The sequence below is a fragment of the Microbacterium sp. PRF11 genome, assembly GCF_031844085.1.
In the GTDB taxonomy this organism is placed as follows: domain Bacteria; phylum Actinomycetota; class Actinomycetes; order Actinomycetales; family Microbacteriaceae; genus Microbacterium.
This window is the reverse complement of sequence record NZ_JAUZUP010000003.1, coordinates 152,899-170,399: the sequence shown is the minus strand read 5'-3', so window position 1 is coordinate 170,399 and position 17,501 is coordinate 152,899. Positions and strand designations below refer to the sequence as shown.

General features: G+C 71.2%; 17 protein-coding genes. 7 read left to right on the top strand and 10 right to left on the bottom strand.

Annotated elements, in window-relative coordinates:
• Window positions 1-30: 30 nt before the first annotated feature.
• A complete protein-coding gene (locus tag Q9R20_RS09590; RefSeq protein WP_311249133.1) occupies window positions 31-354 on the top strand; it encodes a DUF4229 domain-containing protein in 324 nt (107 codons plus the stop codon).
• Here the strand turns inward: Q9R20_RS09590 and Q9R20_RS09585 are convergent, their stop codons facing one another.
• Genes Q9R20_RS09585 through Q9R20_RS09575 form a run of 3 tightly spaced genes read right to left on the bottom strand, consistent with a single transcriptional unit; the run spans window position 355 to window position 3,417 of the window.
• Window positions 355-1,326, bottom strand: a complete 972-nt coding sequence (locus tag Q9R20_RS09585; protein WP_311249132.1) for a 1,4-dihydroxy-2-naphthoate polyprenyltransferase — start codon at window positions 1,324-1,326, stop codon at window positions 355-357.
• An 11-nt stretch (window positions 1,327-1,337) separates the two neighbouring features.
• The gene (locus Q9R20_RS09580) at window positions 1,338-2,498 is read right to left on the bottom strand and encodes an AMP-binding protein (protein ID WP_311249131.1); all 1,161 of its coding nucleotides are present in this window, start codon (window positions 2,496-2,498) and stop codon (window positions 1,338-1,340) included.
• 16 nt (window positions 2,499-2,514) lie between these two features.
• On the bottom strand, window positions 2,515-3,417 hold the full coding sequence (locus Q9R20_RS09575; protein WP_311249130.1) for a 1,4-dihydroxy-2-naphthoyl-CoA synthase: 903 nt from the start codon (window positions 3,415-3,417) through the stop codon (window positions 2,515-2,517).
• 101 nt (window positions 3,418-3,518) lie between these two features.
• On the opposite strand from Q9R20_RS09575, the gene Q9R20_RS09570 reads away from it, so the two are divergent.
• On the top strand, window positions 3,519-3,698 hold the full coding sequence (locus Q9R20_RS09570) for a hypothetical protein (protein ID WP_295839849.1): 180 nt from the start codon (window positions 3,519-3,521) through the stop codon (window positions 3,696-3,698).
• A gap of 40 nt (window positions 3,699-3,738) precedes the next feature.
• On the opposite strand, the gene Q9R20_RS09565 is transcribed toward Q9R20_RS09570, so the two are convergent.
• On the bottom strand, window positions 3,739-4,536 hold the full coding sequence (locus Q9R20_RS09565) for an LLM class F420-dependent oxidoreductase (protein WP_311249129.1): 798 nt from the start codon (window positions 4,534-4,536) through the stop codon (window positions 3,739-3,741).
• A 93-nt stretch (window positions 4,537-4,629) separates the two neighbouring features.
• On the opposite strand from Q9R20_RS09565, the gene Q9R20_RS09560 reads away from it, so the two are divergent.
• Both Q9R20_RS09560 and Q9R20_RS09555 read left to right on the top strand, forming a co-directional pair.
• Window positions 4,630-4,809: a hypothetical protein gene (locus tag Q9R20_RS09560; RefSeq protein WP_311249128.1), complete on the top strand. Its 180-nt coding sequence runs from the start codon at window positions 4,630-4,632 to the stop codon at window positions 4,807-4,809.
• Window positions 4,810-4,825: 16 nt separating this feature from the next.
• Window positions 4,826-5,821, top strand: a complete 996-nt coding sequence (locus Q9R20_RS09555; protein ID WP_311249127.1) for an o-succinylbenzoate synthase — start codon at window positions 4,826-4,828, stop codon at window positions 5,819-5,821.
• Here the strand turns inward: Q9R20_RS09555 and Q9R20_RS09550 are convergent.
• Complete coding sequence (locus Q9R20_RS09550) at window positions 5,808-6,434, bottom strand: helix-turn-helix domain-containing protein (protein ID WP_311249126.1); 627 nt, start codon at window positions 6,432-6,434, stop codon at window positions 5,808-5,810. The genes Q9R20_RS09555 and Q9R20_RS09550 overlap by 14 nt on opposite strands.
• A gap of 116 nt (window positions 6,435-6,550) precedes the next feature.
• Here Q9R20_RS09550 and Q9R20_RS09545 point away from each other — a divergent pair, with 116 nt between their 5' ends.
• The 3 genes from Q9R20_RS09545 to Q9R20_RS09535 all read left to right on the top strand — a co-directional run bounded on the left by Q9R20_RS09545 (window position 6,551) and on the right by Q9R20_RS09535 (window position 12,655).
• Entirely contained in the window at window positions 6,551-9,436 is a 2,886-nt protein-coding gene (locus Q9R20_RS09545) for an MMPL family transporter (protein ID WP_311249125.1), read from the top strand.
• Window positions 9,433-11,520 carry a YhgE/Pip domain-containing protein gene (locus Q9R20_RS09540; protein ID WP_311249124.1) on the top strand — a complete coding sequence of 696 codons (2,088 nt, stop codon included), beginning with the start codon at window positions 9,433-9,435 and terminating at the stop codon, window positions 11,518-11,520. Before Q9R20_RS09545 ends, Q9R20_RS09540 begins: the two co-directional genes overlap by 4 nt.
• A 241-nt stretch (window positions 11,521-11,761) precedes the next feature.
• Window positions 11,762-12,655, top strand: a complete 894-nt coding sequence (locus tag Q9R20_RS09535; RefSeq protein ID WP_311249123.1) for a hypothetical protein — start codon at window positions 11,762-11,764, stop codon at window positions 12,653-12,655.
• Window positions 12,656-12,786: 131 nt separating this feature from the next.
• Here the strand turns inward: Q9R20_RS09535 and ccsB are convergent, their stop codons facing one another.
• The 5 genes from ccsB to Q9R20_RS09510 are packed head-to-tail and all read right to left on the bottom strand — an operon-like array spanning window position 12,787 to window position 17,490.
• Window positions 12,787-13,794, bottom strand: a complete 1,008-nt coding sequence (ccsB, locus tag Q9R20_RS09530; RefSeq protein ID WP_311249122.1) for a c-type cytochrome biogenesis protein CcsB — start codon at window positions 13,792-13,794, stop codon at window positions 12,787-12,789.
• A gap of 4 nt (window positions 13,795-13,798) precedes the next feature.
• The gene (locus tag Q9R20_RS09525; RefSeq protein WP_311249121.1) at window positions 13,799-15,514 is read right to left on the bottom strand and encodes a cytochrome c biogenesis protein ResB; all 1,716 of its coding nucleotides are present in this window, start codon (window positions 15,512-15,514) and stop codon (window positions 13,799-13,801) included.
• Window positions 15,495-16,244: a cytochrome c biogenesis protein CcdA gene (locus Q9R20_RS09520; RefSeq protein WP_311249120.1), complete on the bottom strand. Its 750-nt coding sequence runs from the start codon at window positions 16,242-16,244 to the stop codon at window positions 15,495-15,497. The genes Q9R20_RS09525 and Q9R20_RS09520 overlap by 20 nt, the downstream gene beginning before the upstream one ends.
• A complete protein-coding gene (locus Q9R20_RS09515) occupies window positions 16,241-16,846 on the bottom strand; it encodes a TlpA disulfide reductase family protein (RefSeq protein ID WP_311249119.1) in 606 nt (201 codons plus the stop codon). Before Q9R20_RS09515 ends, Q9R20_RS09520 begins: the two co-directional genes overlap by 4 nt.
• Entirely contained in the window at window positions 16,846-17,490 is a 645-nt protein-coding gene (locus tag Q9R20_RS09510) for a histidine phosphatase family protein (RefSeq protein WP_311249118.1), read from the bottom strand. Before Q9R20_RS09510 ends, Q9R20_RS09515 begins: the two co-directional genes overlap by 1 nt.
• Window positions 17,491-17,501 lie beyond the last annotated feature (11 nt).

Here is a 17,501-nt window from a genome sequence, read left to right as displayed (position 1 = left end):
GCCGCGCGGGGCCCGCCGTAGAATGGGACGATGCGCGCTCGTTCGGCCCTCGTCTACACGGTGCTGCGACTGCTCGCGTTCATCGTCCCGCTCGGCATCCTGCTGCTGTTCCCGGTCTTCCAGGAGCTGCCGTGGCTCGCGGCGATCTTCGCGGCCCTCATCGGGCTCAGCCTGTCGCTGCTGTTCCTGCGTCGACCGCTCGAGAACGTCACGGGCGGTCTCGCCGAACGGCGAGCGCAGCGTGCCGCGACCGGTCGCCGGACGGGCGCCGAGACCGACGCCGAGGCCGAGGACGCGGTGGTCGACGCCTCGCGTGCCGACCGCGATCCCGACGCCGGGTCCGCCGACCGCTGATCAGGCCGCGAAGGCCCAGAACAGCAGCGCGCCGTACGCCACGGAGGTCAGGCTCGTCACCTGCAGCGCGGTGATGAGCTCGCGCGGCGTACGGTACGTCCAGACGATGAGGATCGCCGCGAGCCCACCCAGCAGGGCCAGCAGCGTGAGCCACGCGATGGGGTAGACCAGGGCGAGGAAGATGGCGATCGCGAAGGGCACGAGCACGAACAGGGTGAACAGCACCTGGGTCGCGCGACGCCCGATCAGCACGGAGAGCGTGCGCTTACCCGCGCGGCGGTCCTGCTCGATGTCGCGCAGGTTGTTGGCGAGCAGCACGGCGCACGCGAGCAGGCCCGCGGCGACCGCACCGAACCACGCCTCCTGCGGGAGCGACAGCACCTGCAGCCAGGTCGTGCCGAGGGTCGCGACGAGACCGAAGAAGACGAAGACGAAGATCTCGCCCATGGCGTTGTAGCCGTACGGGCGCTTGCCGCCGGTGTAGAACCACGCCGCCACGATGCACACCGCTCCGACGAGCAGGAGCCACCACTGCCCGGTGCGGATCACCAGCGCGAGACCGATGACCGCCGCGAGGGCGAAGAACGACAGCGCGACGACGAGCACGGTGCGCGGCCTCGCCTTCTTGCCCCCGGTCAGGCGGCCCGGGCCGACGCGGACGTCGTCGGTTCCCCGGATGCCGTCGGAGTAGTCGTTCGCGTAATTGACGCCGATCTGCAGCGCGAAGGCGACGGCGAGGCACGCGAGCGCGATCACCCAGTGGAGCCGATCGTCGACGAGGGTCGCCGCTCCCGTGCCGATGAGAACCGGGGTGATGGCCAGCGGGAGCGTGCGCAGGCGGGCCGCGGCGATCCAGTCGCGCGCCGTCGCGGGGGCGACGGCCTGCGGCGCACCGCTCTTCAGCTTCTGCGGGTTCCCGCCGGGGTGACGCTTCTTGGCGGTGTTCGAACGCTTGCGAGACTGTGCTGCCACGAGGGGTCAGTCTAATCCCGCGGCTTCGGCCCGCCCTCGCCGAGCAATCGCCGCAGCGACGCACGATCGGGCTTGCCGGAGGACAGCGTCGGCAGCTCCTCGATCGCGACGACGCGCGCCGGGCGCGCGGGCGCCCCCACGGCTGCGTCGACGACGTCGCGGATCTCCGCCAGGAGAGCCCGTTCGCGGGACGCGGCGATCCCCGGCACGACCACCGCGGACCCCTCACCCCAGTCGGCATCCGGGATCGGCACGACCACCGCGGATTCCAGGCCCGCGATGCCGCGCACCGCCGCCTCGACCCGATCCAGCGACACGTTCACGCCGCCCGAGACGATGACGTTGTCGAGACGCCCGGTGACGTGGAGCACGCCGTCGCGGATCTCTCCCCCGTCGCCCGTGCGGTACCAGCGCGTGCCGTCCGCGTCGGTGGAGAAGACGGATGCCGTGCGCTCGCGGTCGCCGAGGTAGCCGTCGGCGAGCGTCGGGCCCGACAGCCGCACCTCTCCGTCGACGATGGCCATCCTTACGCCCTCGAGGGGAACGCCGTCGTAGACGCAGCCGCCGCTGGTCTCGCTCGAACCGTAGGTGCGCACGATGCGCGCCCCCGTGGCCTCGGCCCGTTCGCGCACCGAGGGAGCGAGTGCCTGGCCGCCGATGAGGATCGCCTCGAACGAACGCAGCGCCTGCACGACGGCGTCGTCGTGCTCGGCGGCATCCAGAAGTCTCTGCAGCTGCGCGGGCACCAGCGAGGTGAAGCGGGGCACGCGCACGCCGTCGGCGTGGGAGGCCATGCCCAGCGCGGCCGCGGCGAAGGGTTCCGGGCGGAAGGGCCCCGCGACCACCGCGGGTTCGTGGTCGGCGAGGAGCGCTCGCACCATCACCTGGACCCCGGCGACGTAGGTCGCGGGCACCGCGAGCAGCCAGGATCCCTCGCCGATGCGCGCCGCCGTGGCGTAGGCGCTGCTGATGAGGGCGTTGCGGCTGAGCACGACCGACTTCGGCACACCGGTCGAACCGGAGGTCGTCACGACCGCGGCCGTCCCCGGGGGGACCTCGGCCGGGAGGTCCGACCCGCCGAGCGCGACGGCCGGCCCGGCACCGAGGACGGCCGCGCGCAGGGCGCGCAGCACGTCGCGCGGATCGTCGGATGCCGGCGGCTCGAGCCTCACGCGCGGTTCCCGCCGATCAGTAGTGCCACGGCACGTCGGACCAGTCGGGGTCGCGCTTCTCGAGGAAGGAGTCGCGGCCCTCCGCGGCCTCGTCGGTGCCGTAGGCGAGGCGGGTCGCCTCTCCGGCGAACAGCTGCTGGCCCACGAGACCGTCGTCCACGGCGTTGAAGGCGTACTTGAGCATGCGGATCGCGGTGGGCGACTTCGTCAGGATCGTCCGCGCCATCGACAGCGCCTCGCTCTCGAGCTCGGCATGCGGCACGACGCGGTTGACCGCGCCCATCTCGTAGGCGCGCTGGGCGGAGTACTCCTCGGCGAGGAAGAAGATCTCGCGCGCGAACTTCTGCCCGATCTGACGCGCGAAGTACGCGGAGCCGTACCCCGCGTCGAACGAGCCGACGTCGGCATCCGTCTGCTTGAAACGGCCGTGCTCGGCGCTCGCGATCGACAGGTCGCACACGACGTTGAGGGAGTGACCCCCGCCCGCGGCCCACCCGGGGACGACCGCGATGACGACCTTGGGCATGAAGCGGATGAGACGCTGCACCTCGAGGATGTGCAGGCGTCCGGCCCGGCCCGGGTCGTGCACGGTGGTCTCGTCGGTGGAGTACTTGTAGCCGTCGCGACCGCGGATGCGCTGGTCGCCGCCGGAGCAGAAGGCCCAGCCGCCGTCCTTCGCGCTGGGACCGTTGCCGGTGAGCAGCACGACGCCGATGTGGTGGTCCTGGCGCGCGATGTCGAGGGCGCGGTACAGCTCATCGACGGTGTGCGGACGGAAGGCGTTGCGCACCTCGGGACGGTCGAACGCGATGCGCGCGATGCGCCCGTCGTGCGTCACGTGCGCCGTGATGTCGGTGTAGTCCGCGGCGCCGGGTGCCGGGGTCCATTCCGCGGGGTCGAAGAGCTCGGAGACGGTCACCCGATCAGCCTACGCGGGGATGCCGGGACGGTTCCGGCGCTCGACGATGGACGTGCACCGGCATCCCCCGTAGCCTGAGCGCACCGACGATCGGAGTCCGCATGGCGAAGAAGGTGTCGATGTGGGGTCGCGTCCGCGAGTACTTCCTCGGAGCGCCCGCCCACGATGAGTCCGAAGACGCGCGGCGCTCGCTGAACCATCAAAGCGAGACCGCCTACTACAACGGCGAGGCCGCCAAGAACTGGACGGGCATGTCCGGCGGCGCGCAGTTCAAGCCGTGAACGGCGACGGCGCCCCGATCTCGTCGGGGCGCCGTCGTTCTCACGCGTTCTTGGCGTCGCGCCAGCGCAGCCACCGCTCGACGAGCGAGTAGTCCCAGTCGGGTCCGGCGAAGCCGAGCGTGAACAGGCGCGTCCCCGCGGCGTACAGGGCGTCGGCGACGTCTTCGTCGCGGTCTTTCAGCTCGTTCGAGACGACCAGGCCCGAGAGGTCGCGACCCTCGGTCTCGGCCCAGCGCTCGATGACGTCGAACTTGTGCGACAGCTCGTCGGGCGTGACGAAGCTGTGCCAGATGTCGGCGTGACGGGCGACGATGCGCAGGGTCTTCTGCTCGCCCTTACCGCCGATCATGACGGGGATCTTGCGCGTGGGTGCGGGGTTCAGCTTTCCCCACCGGTCGACGATGCGATCGAGGTCGGCGGCGAGCGCGTTCAGACGGGACCCGGCGGTGCCGAACTCGTAGCCGTACTCGTCGTAGTCGCGCTGGAACCAGCCCGAGCCCGTACCGAAGATGAAGCGACCCGTGTCGCCGCCCTTCTTGCTGATGTGGTCGACCGTGCGGGCCATATCGGCCTGCAGGTCGGCCTTGCGGTAGCTGTTGCAGTTGACGAGCGCACCGAACTCGACGCGCTCGGTCTGCTCGGCCCACGCGGCGAGCATGGTCCACGACTCGAAGTGCTCGCCGTCGGGGTCGCCGTACAACGGATAGAAGTGGTCCCAGTTGAAGAGGACGTCGACGCCCAGCTCCTCCAGGCGGAGGACGGCGTCACGGATGTCGGAGTACTGCACGTGCTGCGGCTGGATCTGCACGCCGAGACGCACGGGGGTGTCGAAGAGCATGGCGTCAGCCTATGCCCGGCCTCCGACACCGGGGTGGGTGGATTCCCCGCGCCGACCCACGTACCGTGGAAAGGCCAGACGATCGGAGTCGACATGACGAAGAAGATCTCGAAGCTCGCGCGAGTGCGCGATTACCTGTTCGGTCCACGCCGCACGCACGAGCAGGCCGAGAACGCTCAGCAGTCCCTCGATGCGCAGAAAGACCTGTCGTCCTACACCGTCGAGCGCCAGGCGTTCTGGCTCGGCGGGTTCGGCGGCGGTGGACCCCGCTGAGCGACAGGATGAGGGCATGAGCCCCACGCCCCTCCCCCCACTCGACGACATCCTCGCGACGGCGCGTGTCGTCGCCTTGCCGTTGGCCGCCCGCTTCCGCGGGGTCGAGTCGCGGGAAGCCCTCGTGTTCGAGGGGCCGCAGGGGTGGACGGAGTTCTCGCCGTTCGTCGAGTACGCCGACGCCGAGGCCGCGACGTGGCTCGCGGGAGCCATCGATTTCGGGTGGAACGCTCCGCCCGCGGCCGCGCGCGACCTCGTGCGCGTGAACGCCACGATGCCCGCGGTCGCGGCATCCGAGGTCCCCCGGATCCTTTTGCGGTACGACGGATGCCGGACGGTCAAGGTCAAGGTCGCCGAGGCCGGACAGTCGCTCGCCGACGACGTCGCGCGGGTGCGCGCGGTCCGCGAGGCGCTGGGCCCCGAGGGTCGCGTGCGCATCGACGCCAACGGCGCCTGGAACGTCGACGAGGCCGAACGGGCGGTGCACGCCCTCGCGGAGTTCGATCTCGAGTACGTCGAGCAGCCGTGCGCCGAGGTCGAGGAGCTGGCGCAGCTGCGCGAGCGCATCGCGTATCTGGACATCCCGGTCGCCGCCGACGAGAGCGTGCGCAAGGCCGCCGATCCCCTCCGGGTGGCCCGGGCCGGCGCCGCCGATCTCCTCGTGGTCAAGGCGCAGCCCTTGGGTGGGGTGCACGCCGCGCGCGCCATCGTCGAGGAGGCGGGGCTGCCCGCCGTCGTCTCCAGCGCGCTGGACACCTCGATCGGCCTGTCGATGGGCGTCGCCCTCGCCGCGAGCCTGCCCCAGCTGGACTACGACTGCGGTCTCGGCACGGCGTCGCTGTTCACCGCCGACGTCGTGGCATCCCCCCTCGTCGCGCGCGAGGGCGTGCTGTCGCGGGAGCGTCCGCGGCCGCGGAGCGTCGACTTAGACCGCGTCGAAGCCGCCGGCGACCGCCGCGACTGGTGGCTCGCGCGCCTCGACCGGTGCTACGAGCTGCTCACTCGAGGATGAGCCGCACGAGCTGCTCGAGGCGCTGAGCGAGCAGCGCCCGCGACTCGCTCGCGGTGCGACGCGTCATGAGCGCGATCTCGGTCGTCGACACCCACGCCGACAGGATGACGTCGGTCGCGGCCTCCGCCGTGAGCCGCAGCGTGAGCCCCCGCGCCTCGGCGATGTCGCCGACGAGCTGGGCGACGCTCTCGCCGAGCTCGCGGTTGAGGGCGAGGTACGCCTCGGCGAACTCGGGGTTGCGCAGCGCCTGCACGCGGATCTCGGCGCCCAGCAGCACGTCGAGACGGTCGTCCCCGGTGACCTCGAGCACCTCCTGCACGAGATGCAGCACCTCGCCCGTGGCATCCAGTCCGCGGTCCTCGATGGAGGTGACGCGCTCACGGACCGCTGCCACGGTGGTCTCGGCGGAGCGCGCGCACAGCGCGAGGAAGAGCTCCTCCTTCGAGGCGAAGTTCGAGTAGAACGCGCCGCGGGTGAACCCGGCGCGCTCGCAGATCGCCTCGACGGAGGCGGCGTCGATGCCGACCTCGGCGAACATCTCGGCGGCGGCGTCCATGAGACGTGTGCGCGTGTTCTCGCGGCGGCGCGACGGCGCGGGGGCGGTATCGGTCATCCGCGTCTCCTGTTCTGGGTGGACGTCCAGCCTCGGAGCCGTCCTCAACGCCTAGGATACATTGCTGTATCCGATACGGTGATGTATCGACCTGTTCACCGATCGTGGGAGCCGCCGTGTCGACATTCCTGTACACCCTGGGTCGCTGGTCGTTCCGCCACCCGTGGCGGGTGCTCAGCGCCTGGCTGCTCATCCTCGTCCTCGCCGGAGGCGGCGTCGCCCTCTTCGCCAAGGGCACCGACAACACCTTCACGATCCCCGGCACCGAATCCCAGGCCGGCCTCGAGATGCTCGAGCGCACCTTCCCCCAGGTGAGCGGGGCCAGCGCCGAGATCGTCGTCGTCGCCGCGGACGGCGCGACCGTGCGCGACCAGGCGTATCAGGACGCCATCCAGCAGACCGGGAAGGACATCGGCGCTCTCGACTTCGTCGAGGCGGTGACCGATCCCTACGACACGCGCATCTCCGGCGGCATCTCGGACGACGACCGCGCCGCGATCGTGCGCATCCAATTCGCGGGCGAATCCACCGAGGTGCCGCAGTCCACCGAGGACGGGCTGCGCGAAGCGGCCACCGCCCTCGCCGCCGAGCTCCCCTCCGGGTCTCAGGCCGTCCTCGGCGGGCAGCTGTTCGCCACCGAGATCCCGGGCGCCTCCCTCACCGAGGCCCTCGGCGTGCTCATCGCCGCCCTCGTCCTCATGGTCACGTTCCGTTCGTTCCTCGTGGCCGGGATGCCGCTGGCCACCGCGATCCTGGGAGTCGCCCTCTCGATCGGGCTCATCTTCATCGCGACCGGTTTCGCCACCGTGTCCTCGACCACGCCCCTGCTGGCCGTGATGCTGGGCCTGGCGGTCGGCATCGACTACGCCCTGTTCATCGTGTCGCGGCATCAGGACCAGACCCGTGCGGGGATGGACCCCGAGGAGTCGACGGCTCGCGCCGTGGGCACCGCCGGATCCGCTGTCGTCTTCGCCGGCATCACGGTGCTCATCGCCCTCATCGGCCTCGGCTTCGCCGGCATCCCGTTCCTGACCACCATGGGCATCGCCGCCTCGGTCGCCGTGGCGATCGCCGTGTGCGTGGGGCTCACCCTGACCCCGGCGTTCCTCGGCTTCGCGGGCCACCGCGTGGTGGGCTGGGGGTACGGGCGGCAGAAGCGCCGCCGCGGCGCATCCGTCGAAGAAGATGCCGAAGCCGACGCCGAGGCCGCCGCAGAGAGTGTGCGCCGTGCCACCACGGCGGCCGTCCGTGCCCAGCGCAACGGCCCCGCCCGGCGATGGGTCGGCCTGGTCACGCGGCATCCCGTCGTCACCACCGTCGCCGTGATCGCGCTGCTCGGCACGACCGCCATCCCCGCGGCGTCGCTGGCCCTCACCCTCCCCAACGCCGGACAGCTTCCGGAGGGCGACGAGGCGCGCGTCGCCTACGAGCTCACCGACGAGTACTTCGGTCCCGGGGCGAACGGGCCGCTCATCATGACCGGCACGATCGTCACCTCCAACGACCCGCTCAACCTCATGACGAGCATCGGCGACGAGATCGCGAAAGTTCCCGGGGTCGCGGAGGTGGCTCTGGCCACCCCCAACGAGACCGCCGACACCGGCATCGTGCAGATCGTTCCCGAGACGGCCCCCGACGACCCGCGTACTGCGGACCTCGTGCGCGAACTCCGCGCACAGGAAGACCGCCTGTACGACCAGTTCGGGGTCCGCCTGCTCGTCACCGGCTACACCGCCGTGACGATCGACATCTCCGACCAGCTCGGGGCCGCGCTGCTACCCTTCGGCCTCTTCGTCGTCGGCCTCTCCCTCGTGCTGCTGATGATCGTGTTCCGCTCGATCTGGGTCCCGCTCACCGCGGCGGGAGGCTATCTGCTGTCGGTTGCGGCCTCGTTCGGCGTCGTCGCCGCGGTGTTCGAGTGGGGCTGGTTCGCCGACGCCCTGCACGTGGCCAAGGTCGGTCCGATCATCAGCTTCATGCCGATCGTGGTGATGGGCGTCCTGTTCGGTCTCGCGATGGACTACCAAGTCTTCCTCGTCTCGCGCATGCGCGAGGACTACGTGCACGCCGACCGCGAGGGGCGCACGCCGCGCGAGGTGGCGCTCGGTGCGGTCCGCAGCGGCTTCTCGGCATCCGCCCGCGTCGTCGTCGCGGCCGCCGTCATCATGTTCGCCGTGTTCGTCGCCTTCGTGCCCGAGGGCGACTCGAGCCTCAAGCCGATCGCCCTGGGCCTCGCCGTCGGGGTCGCGGTCGACGCGTTCCTGGTGCGCATGACGCTCGTCCCGGCGATCCTCGCGCTGCTCGGCGCGAAGGCGTGGTGGATGCCGCGCTGGCTCGACCGGATCCTGCCCAAGCTCGACGTCGAGGGCGAGGCGGTGGAGCGCGAGGTGCACCTCGCCGATTGGCCCGCCGAACCCGCGATGGCGATCGCCGCCGACGAGCTTCGCGCCGCCGGAGCCCCGGATGCCGAGGAGCCGGTGTTCGCGGACGTGTCGCTGCGGCTGGGATACGGCGGAACGCTCCTCGTCACCGGTGAGACGCGCACCACGCGGACGCTGCTGCTGGCCCTGTCGGGCCGACTGTCGACCATCGACGGGCGCCTGCGCGTCGACGGCCTGCTCGTTCCCGAGCGCGCGGGGGCCGTCCGCTCCCGTGTGGGGATCGCGCTGATCGACGACCCCGCCGAGGCCGCCGCCGACGTGGCGCAGGCGGTGTCGCGCGGAACCCGTTTGGTACTGGTGTCCGACGTCGACCGACTCGACGACGACGCCCGCGACGAGGTGGCCCAGGTCCTGCGGCGAGCAGCGACCGAGGCCCGTGAACGCAGCGGCGAGGAATCGTCCCCGTTCACCCTCGTCGTGTCGGCCCGCGACGAACGCCGCGCGCTCGCGATGCTCGCCGAGGCGCAGCGTCCCGACGTGGCATCCCTTGCCCTCCCCACACCGAGGCGTCACCGCCCCGAACCCGAAAGCTTCGCCGATCTCTCCGAGGTGTTCGCATGACTCTCCCCGTCGAGCGCTCCCGTTCGCGCCGTCCCGTCACCTGGCTCACGCTCATCGGCGTGCTGCTGCTGCCCGCCGTGATCGGCGGCATCCTCGTCGGCGCGCTCTACAAGCCCACCGACCGCCTCGAGAACATCACCGCCGCGATCGTCAACGACGACAAGGCCGTCGAGCTCGACGGACAGCTCGTCCCCCTCGGTCGCCAGCTCACCGGCGGCCTCGTCAAGGGAGCCGACGACCAGCCGAGCAACATCGACTGGGTCATCTCGAACGACGAGGACGCCGCGGCGGGGCTGAAGGACGGCACCTACACCGCCGTCGTGACGATCCCCGACAACTTCACGGCCGCCTCGCTCTCCACCCGACCGGGCGAGACGCCCGAGAAGGCCACGATCGACGTGCAGACGGCGCCGAACGCGCGCGTGGTCGACGGCGCGATCACCGGGGCCCTCGCGTCCACCGCCTCGCAGGTGTACGGCAGCACCCTGTCGTCGCAGTACCTGAAGAACGTCTTCCTGGGCTTCACGACCCTGGGCGACCAGCTCGGCACAGCCGCGAGCGGAGCCCACCAACTCGCCGACGGCGCCTCGCAGGCGGCCACCGGTGCGGGGAGCCTGCGCGACGGCCTCGGGCAGCTCTCGAACGGTGCGACCGGGCTCGCCGACGGCGCCTCGCAACTCGCCGCCGGGGCCGCTCCGCTCGCCGACGGCGCCACGCAGCTCTCCACGGGCGCGGGAGCCCTCGCGAACGGCACTCGCGAAGCCGCCGCCGGGGTGGGCAAGCTCGCCACCGGCGCCGACGGCATCGCCGAGGGCAACCGGGCGCTCGCGACGCAGATCAACGCCCTGGCCGATCAGATCCCGCCGAGCTTCGCCGAAGACGCCACCGCCCTCTCGAACGCGGCGCCCCGGGTCAACCAGGCCCTGATCGACGCCGCGGCGGCCCTGCAGAAGGCCGCCGATGAATGCACCGGCACCCCCGAACAATGCCAAGCGCTGCGCACCGCCTCGGCCGAGGCGAACGCGGCGCTGCCCGAGGCCACGCAAACGGTGACGAAGATCGGCGACCTCGCCGGGCAGGCCGCGCAGCTTCCCGCCGGGGTGCGTCAGATCGCCGCCGTGAACCAGCAGCTCGGCGACGGGGCCGCGGGGATCGCTGACGGGGCGCGCGACGCGTCGTCGGGTCTGCAGACCATCGCCGGGGGCATCGACGGCGTCGCCGGCGGAGCCGCCCAGCTCGCCGACGGGGCGCGCCAGTTCGGCACGGGCGCCGCCGCCCTCTCCTCGGGCGCCGGGCAGCTGGCATCCGGCGCCTCGGGCGCCGAGGACGGAGCCGCGCAGCTCGCCGAGGGCGTCGGTCAGGTCGCCACCGGCACCACGTCTCTCGCCGACGGCCTCGACACCGCGGTCGCACAGCTGCCCACCTACACCGATGCGCAGGCCACCACGCTCGCCGACGTCGTCGCCGACCCCGTGTCGGCGACCGGCGGCAGCGACTCGCTCTTCGGCGGTGCGGCGGTGCCGCTGCTCGCCATGGCCGTGCTGTGGTTCGGCGGTCTCGCGTCGTTCGTGGTGTTCCAGGCCGTCTCCGCGCGAGCGCTCACGAGCCGCCGCACCTCGGGGCTCGTCGCCCTGCGGGGCTTCGCCCCCGCGGCCATCGTGGGGGCCGTACAGGGTCTGCTGGTCGCGGGCGTCGTGCAGGTGGCATCCGACTACGCGTGGGGCGACTGGGCCGTCTTCGCGATGATCTGCCTGCTCGCCGGCGTGGCCTTCGCGGCGGTGAACCAGGCGCTCGTCGCCCTGTTCGGCGGCGCGGGACGCTGGGTCGCCGCGATCATCGGAGCGCTCGCCCTCGCGACGAGCATCGTCTCGACGGTGCCGCCGGTGCTCGCCGCCCTCGCGTCGCTGCTGCCCACCGCCCCCGCGTACGGCGCGATGCTCAGCGCCCTGTCAACCGCCGGCGGGGTGGGAGCGGGCGCCGCCGGGCTCGTGGTCTGGGCGGCACTGTCGCTGATCGTGACAACGCTGGTCGTGGTGCGCCGCCGCACGGTGTCGGCGCGCGCCGCCGCGCGGGTCGCGGTGTAGCCCGCGCGCGCCGCGCGCTCCACGCGCCCCGCGCACCCCGCGCGCTGCGCGATTTCATCTTGAGTGTCCAGAACACCCGGACGGATCCGAAAACTCTCCGGGTGTTCTGGACACTCGAGACTCGCTGCGAGCGCGGGCGATGCGCGAAGCGGCTCCTCCCCGGTCCCCGTTCCCCCGCGACTGTCCACAATCGGCTCCTCCGCGTGCGCGCGCTCACCTCGCGACGCGCTGAAGTGGGGGCGTGAAACGCCGACAGCTCCCCGAAGAACTCGGAACATCTTTCACCGTGCGCGAGGCGAAGCGGCTCGGCGTGCCCCGCGATCGACTGACAGCAACCGACCTCGGAGCGCCGTTCCATGGAACGCGTACCTCAGTTCCTCTCCTCACCACCCTTGATCGCTGCCGGGCGTACGAGCCCAGGCTCATCGGCGCGCAGTTCTTCAGCCATCAGACAGCCGCGCTGTTGTGGGGCTTACCGCTGCCCGGCCCGCTGCCGGAAGGACTGCACGTGTCGGCCATCCCGCCTGGCCGCGAGCCGCGGACCCGGGGCATCATCGGACACCGGATCGATGTCGCCCTCGACCGCTTGACGCTGCGCCACGGCCTGCCTGTCGCGAACCCCGTCGAAACGTGGGCACAGCTCGCCAGCACGATCGGCGAGGATCATCTCGTCGCGGCGGGTGACGCACTTTTGACGGCCGGCCTCGCAGACCGCGCCGACCTGCTCGAGGCCGCTCAGCAGCCACGCCGGCGGGGGGCGAAGGCGCTGGCAGCGGCCGTTCCGTTCGTGCGTGCGGGAGCGGAATCCCCTCGGGAATCCGCTGTGCGTCTCGTGCTGGTGCGGGCGGGTCTCCCGGAGCCCGAGCTCAACGGGAATCTTCACGACGATTCGGGCCACTTCCTCGCGCGACTCGATATGGCCTACCCCGAATACCGTGTCGCCGTCGAGTACGACGGACGTCAGCACGCGGACCTCGATCAGTTCCGACGGGATGCCGACCGGTGGCCGGCCATCGCGGGCCAGGGCTGGATCCTCATCCGCGTCCTCGACCACCACCTCGCCGAACCTGAGCGCCGCATCGTCGCGCCGACGCGACGCGCCCTCCTGTCCCGGGGCTGGCCCGGCGCGCACTGACCTTGGTCGCCCGACGTCGGAGCCATGTCGCCCCCCTGTCGAGTGTCCAAAACACCCGGACGGTCCTCGAATGCTCCGGGTGTTTTGGACACTCAAGAGGGGGGCGACGCCCAGCGACGAAGCGACCCGCGTCAGGTGGTCAGGCCGCTGTAGGCGTGCAGGCCCTTGAAGAAGACGTTGACGATGGTGAAGTTGAACAGCACCGCGGTGAAGCCGATGATCGACAGCCACGCGGAGCGGGTGCCGCGCCAGCCGCGCGTCGCACGGGCGTGGATGTATCCGGCGTAGAGCACCCAGATGACGAAGGTCCACACTTCCTTGGTGTCGAAGCCCCAGAAGCGGCCCCACGCATCGTTCGCCCAGATGGAGCCGGCGATGAGGGTGAAGGTCCAGAAGATGAACCCGACGATCGCGAAGCGATAGGCCAGCGACTCGAGGGCGTCGGCGTTCGGCACCGTGCGCAGGAAGCTGCGCTTGGTCTCGGCATCCGCGGGGGCCTCGGCGAGCTTGCGCTCTCGACGCGTCTGGATCAGCTGCACGACCGACAACCCGAAAGCGAGCGCGAACAGCGCCGTCGCCAGGCTCGCGACGAACACATGCACGACGAGCCACACGGACTTCAGCGGGTCGGCCAGCGGAACGACCTCGACGTGGAACGCCAGCGTCGCACCGCCCAGCAGCAGCACCGCGAGACCGGTCATGAGAGCCCCGAGGAACCGCAGGTCGAATCGCGTCAGCACGGCGAGGTACACCGCGATGATCAGCAGCAGACCGGTCAGGGCGAACTCGTACATGTTCGACCACGGCACGCGTTCGGCGGCGACGCCGCGCAGCACGGTGGCGACGAGATGGAACACGAAGCCGAGCGCCGTGAGCACGGTGCCGAGGCGGGCCCACAGGTAGCGCGGCTTCGCGGGAGGGGTGGATGCCGAGCTCCCCGCGCCGGAGGAGATCACTCCCCCGCCGCCCGCCGTCACGAGCTCGCGCGCGACGACCTCGTCCTTGGCCTTCAGCGCGAGGTCGGAGCGGCGCGCGAGGTCGATGGCGTAGGCGATGAACGCCAGCACGTAGATGGCGACCGCCGTCCACACCAGGAGGAGGGAGATCTCGTCGAGGAGAAGCGGGTCGGTTCCGGGCATGGTCTCAGTCTACTTTTCCGGTCTCGGGGTGGCTCTGGGCGGGGAGGGTGGCGCCGTGCTTCTCGGCGAGCTGGTCGACCGCCACCGCGAGGGTGGGGTCCTCACCGCGGGCGAGGCCGGCGTACTCGATCTCGACGCCGCCCTCGCGCGGAGTCGCCTTGACCCACATGCGCCGGCGCGGGACGAACAGGGCGGCGAGCAGACCGAACAGGGCGAGCATGGCGAAGCCCAACACCCAGGGTCCCGCGAGGTCGCGGTGGATCGAGAGCGAGGCGAAGCGCTTCACGGACTGCTCGTAGCCGGTGGCCCCGGCGGGGGCTTCGTTTTCGAAGGTGATCGTGCCGAGACCGTTGGGGAGGTCCTCGGTCTGACCCGGCATGAGCTGGATGGCGGGGGTGCCGCTGTCGCCGCCCGCGATCTGCGTCATGCCCGAGGGGTCGAGGGTGTAGACGGAGCGCGGCGTCCCGTCGTCGATCCCGAGGTCGCCCTCGTACACGCGGAGGGTGAGCGTCGGGTACTCGAGCGCGCCGTAGGTCGAGGTGAGGGCTCCCGAGTCGAGCACGTCCATCGTCGGGTAGAAGAATCCGAGCAGGCCGAGCTGCTGCGGCAGTCCGTCGGCGACCTTGATGACCCCGAGCGAGGTCATGTTGGCATCCTGGGGCAGGAAGGCGACGGAGTCGTGGAACACCTCTTCGCCCTGGGCGTCGCGGATCGTGACGGTCGGGGCGTATCCGTTGCCGAGGAGGTAGACCCGGTCCCCCTGCACGTCGAGGGGGTGGTTGACCCGCACCTCGCCGTCCTGGGGTTCGCCGCCGGGCGCCTGGGTCGTCACGTGCGCGACGAAGTCTCCGGCCTGTCCCGAGCCGGGCTGCCCGGGCGGGACGTAGGTCACGTCGAACTGATCGAGGGTCATCGAGTAGGGCGTGAGGGTGTCTCCCCCGACGAAGCGTCCGGGGTTGAACGAGGAGTAGTCGAGGAGGCTGTTGCTGAACGCCTGCCCCTCGACGAGCACGCGCTGCCCGGTGTAGGTGAAGCCGCCGCCGACGCCGACGGCGATGAGCACGCCCACGAGCGCCCCGTGGAACAACAGGTTCCCCGTCTCGCGCAGGTACCCGCGCTCGGCCGACACCGAGAAGCTGCCCCGCGAGTCGTAGCGGGCGACGCGGTAGCCGCTCTTGCGCAGCTGCGCGGCCGCGCTCTCCACGGCGGCTTCGGCCGCGGCATCCGGGTCGCCCTCGACCGCGATCGTCCGGGTGCGGTGGTCGTCGAGCCGCGACAGGCGGGCGGGGGTGCGGGGAGGCTGCGAGCGCAGGGCCTTCCAGTGGTGCTTGGTGCGCGGGAGCACGCAGCCGATGAGCGAGATGAACAGCAGCAGGTAGATAGCCGAGAACCACGGCGAGCTGTAGACGTCGAACAGGCTCAGCTTGTCGAGCACCGGCGCGAGGTCGGGGTTGTCGGTGAAGTACTGCGTCACGCCGTTGGGGTCGGCGCTGCGCTGGGGCACGAGGGAGCCGGGGACCGCGGCGATCGCGAGCAGGAGCAGCAGCACCAGCGCGGTGCGCATGCTCGTCAGCTGCCGCCAGCCCCAGCGCAGCCAGCCCAGCGCCCCCAGTCGCGGCTGCGTGACGTCGTCGGACGCCGCGTCGGCGTGGTCGGAGGGGCGCAGCGGGTCGGTCACGGTGGTTCCTCGGTCGGGACGATCAGAGCGGGAGCTGGACATTGCCCATCACCCCCTGCAGGGTCGACATCCACTGGCCCCAGACGCCGGTCACCATGGCCAGACCGAGCACGACCAGCAGCAGACCTCCGATGATGTTCACGATCCGGATGTGCCGACGAACGAAAGCCACCGACCGCGTCGCCCAGCCGAAACCGAGCGCCAGGAGCAGGAACGGGATGCCGAGCCCCAGTGAGTAGGCCAAGCCCAGGAGCGCGGCCCGACCCGGATCGCCGAGGTTGTAGGACACCGAGAGGATGGCGGCGAGCGTCGGACCGACGCAGGGCGTCCAGCCGAGGCCGAGGGCAACACCCAATAACGGCGCCCCGACCAAGCCCAAATTGTTCTTCGCCTGCATTCGAACCGAGCGCTGGGCGATGCCGAAGAGGCCGATGAAGACGAGCCCCATCAGGATGATGATCACGCCGAGGATGCGCGTGATGACATCCGCGTAGCGGGTGAGGAAAGCGCCGACGGTGCCGCTGAAAGCGTTGAAAGCGACGAACACAACGGTGAACCCCGCGATGAACAGCAGCGTCCCGCCGAGCAGTCTCCCCCGGCCCGATCCGGATGCCGCGCCCCCGCGCGGGGCGACGGCACCGCCGATGTACCCCAGGTATCCGGGCACGAGCGGCAGGACGCAGGGGGACAGAAACGAGATGAGGCCGGCGGCCAGGGCGATGGGGACGGCGATCCACAGCGCCCCGTCGAAGACGAGGGCGCCCGGGTTCACGCGTTCTCCGCGACCAGCGTGCGCACGATCGCCTCGAGGATGGAGGCCTCGGGCAGTTCGCCGACGATGCGGGCGGCGACGCGGCCCTGCTTGTCGAGCACGAGGGTCGTGGGCGTGGCGTTGAGGGGCGTCGCGCCGGTGAAGGCGAGCTTCAGCTCGGCGTCGTTCACGGCCATCGCGCTGGAGTAGGACACCCCGTGGTCGCGCGCGAAGGACAGGGCCGTGGCCGGCTGGTCGTAGGTGTTGATGCCGAGAAAGGCCACGTCCTGACCCTCGAACGTCTGGTAGGCCTGCTCCAGGCGCGGGGCCTCGATGATGCACGGCCCGCACGTGGCGTACCAGAAGTTGACCACGAGGACCTTGCCGTCGAAGTCGTCGCTCGACACCGCGGAGCCGTTGTCGAGGGTCCCGGCGAACTCCACGGGTTCCGTGCGGTTCTCGGGCGCGATCTCCTGCGTCTGGAAGCCGTTCGCGGCGATGTAGCCCTTGTTGTCGCCGGCCCGGTACTGGTCGGCGAGGGGGTCGGCGGTGCAGGCGGACAGCCCGGCGATCAGGGTCGCCGCGGCGAGGAGCGACCCCGCGGCGGTGAGGATTCGGCGCATCAGACGGCTCCTACATCGACGGCTCCGGCGGTGCTCGCCGGCTCGGCGTACGCCACCTCCACGAAGCGCGCCGTGCCGTCGGCGCCGTCTCGCCGCTCGAAGCTCGTCACGCTCGACAGCGCGCAGCGTCGCCGGCGCGGGTCGTGGCGGGTGGGCTGGTGGGACAGGGCGAGGTGGGTCACCCAGATGGGGAGCTGGTGCGAGACGACGACCACGTCGCCGGAGGACACGCGCTCCCACGCGTCGTTCATGGCATCCGTCATCCGAGCCACGATCCGCTCGTACGGCTCGCCCCAGCTGGGAACGGCCGGGCGGCTGAGGTGGCGCCAGTTCAGCGGATTGGCCAGGGCCTGCTTCATGCGGCGCCCCTCGAACACGTTCGTGGGCTCGATCACCCGGTCGTCGACGAACGGGTCGACGCCGAACAGCTCGACGAAGGGCTCGGCCGACTCGCGGGTGCGCTGCAGGGGCGAGACCACGAGGGCGCCGACCGGACGCTCGAGACCCCGCACGTACTCGGCGGCCTGACGGGCCATGCGTCGCCCGTCGACGCTCAGGCCGAATCCGGGGAGCCGACCGTAGAGCACGCGACGGGGGTTGTGGACCTCTCCGTGGCGCACGAGATGGAGGCGATCGGCGGGCACGAGCCCAGTCT

What these genes read in the sequence shown, in the direction of transcription:
- Q9R20_RS09590 (WP_311249133.1), top strand. Translation starts at nt 31, where the DNA reads ATGCGCGCTCGTTCGGCCCTCGTCTACACGGTGCTGCGACTGCTCGCG.
- Q9R20_RS09570 (WP_295839849.1), top strand. Translation starts at nt 3,519, where the DNA reads ATGGCGAAGAAGGTGTCGATGTGGGGTCGCGTCCGCGAGTACTTCCTC.
- Q9R20_RS09565 (WP_311249129.1), bottom strand. Translation starts at nt 4,536, where the DNA reads ATGCTCTTCGACACCCCCGTGCGTCTCGGCGTGCAGATCCAGCCGCAG.
- Q9R20_RS09560 (WP_311249128.1), top strand. Translation starts at nt 4,630, where the DNA reads ATGACGAAGAAGATCTCGAAGCTCGCGCGAGTGCGCGATTACCTGTTC.
- Q9R20_RS09555 (WP_311249127.1), top strand. Translation starts at nt 4,826, where the DNA reads ATGAGCCCCACGCCCCTCCCCCCACTCGACGACATCCTCGCGACGGCG.
- Q9R20_RS09550 (WP_311249126.1), bottom strand. Translation starts at nt 6,434, where the DNA reads ATGACCGATACCGCCCCCGCGCCGTCGCGCCGCCGCGAGAACACGCGC.
- Q9R20_RS09540 (WP_311249124.1), top strand. Translation starts at nt 9,433, where the DNA reads ATGACTCTCCCCGTCGAGCGCTCCCGTTCGCGCCGTCCCGTCACCTGG.
- ccsB (WP_311249122.1), bottom strand. Translation starts at nt 13,794, where the DNA reads ATGCCCGGAACCGACCCGCTTCTCCTCGACGAGATCTCCCTCCTCCTG.
- Q9R20_RS09525 (WP_311249121.1), bottom strand. Translation starts at nt 15,514, where the DNA reads ATGTCCAGCTCCCGCTCTGATCGTCCCGACCGAGGAACCACCGTGACC.
- Q9R20_RS09515 (WP_311249119.1), bottom strand. Translation starts at nt 16,846, where the DNA reads ATGCGCCGAATCCTCACCGCCGCGGGGTCGCTCCTCGCCGCGGCGACC.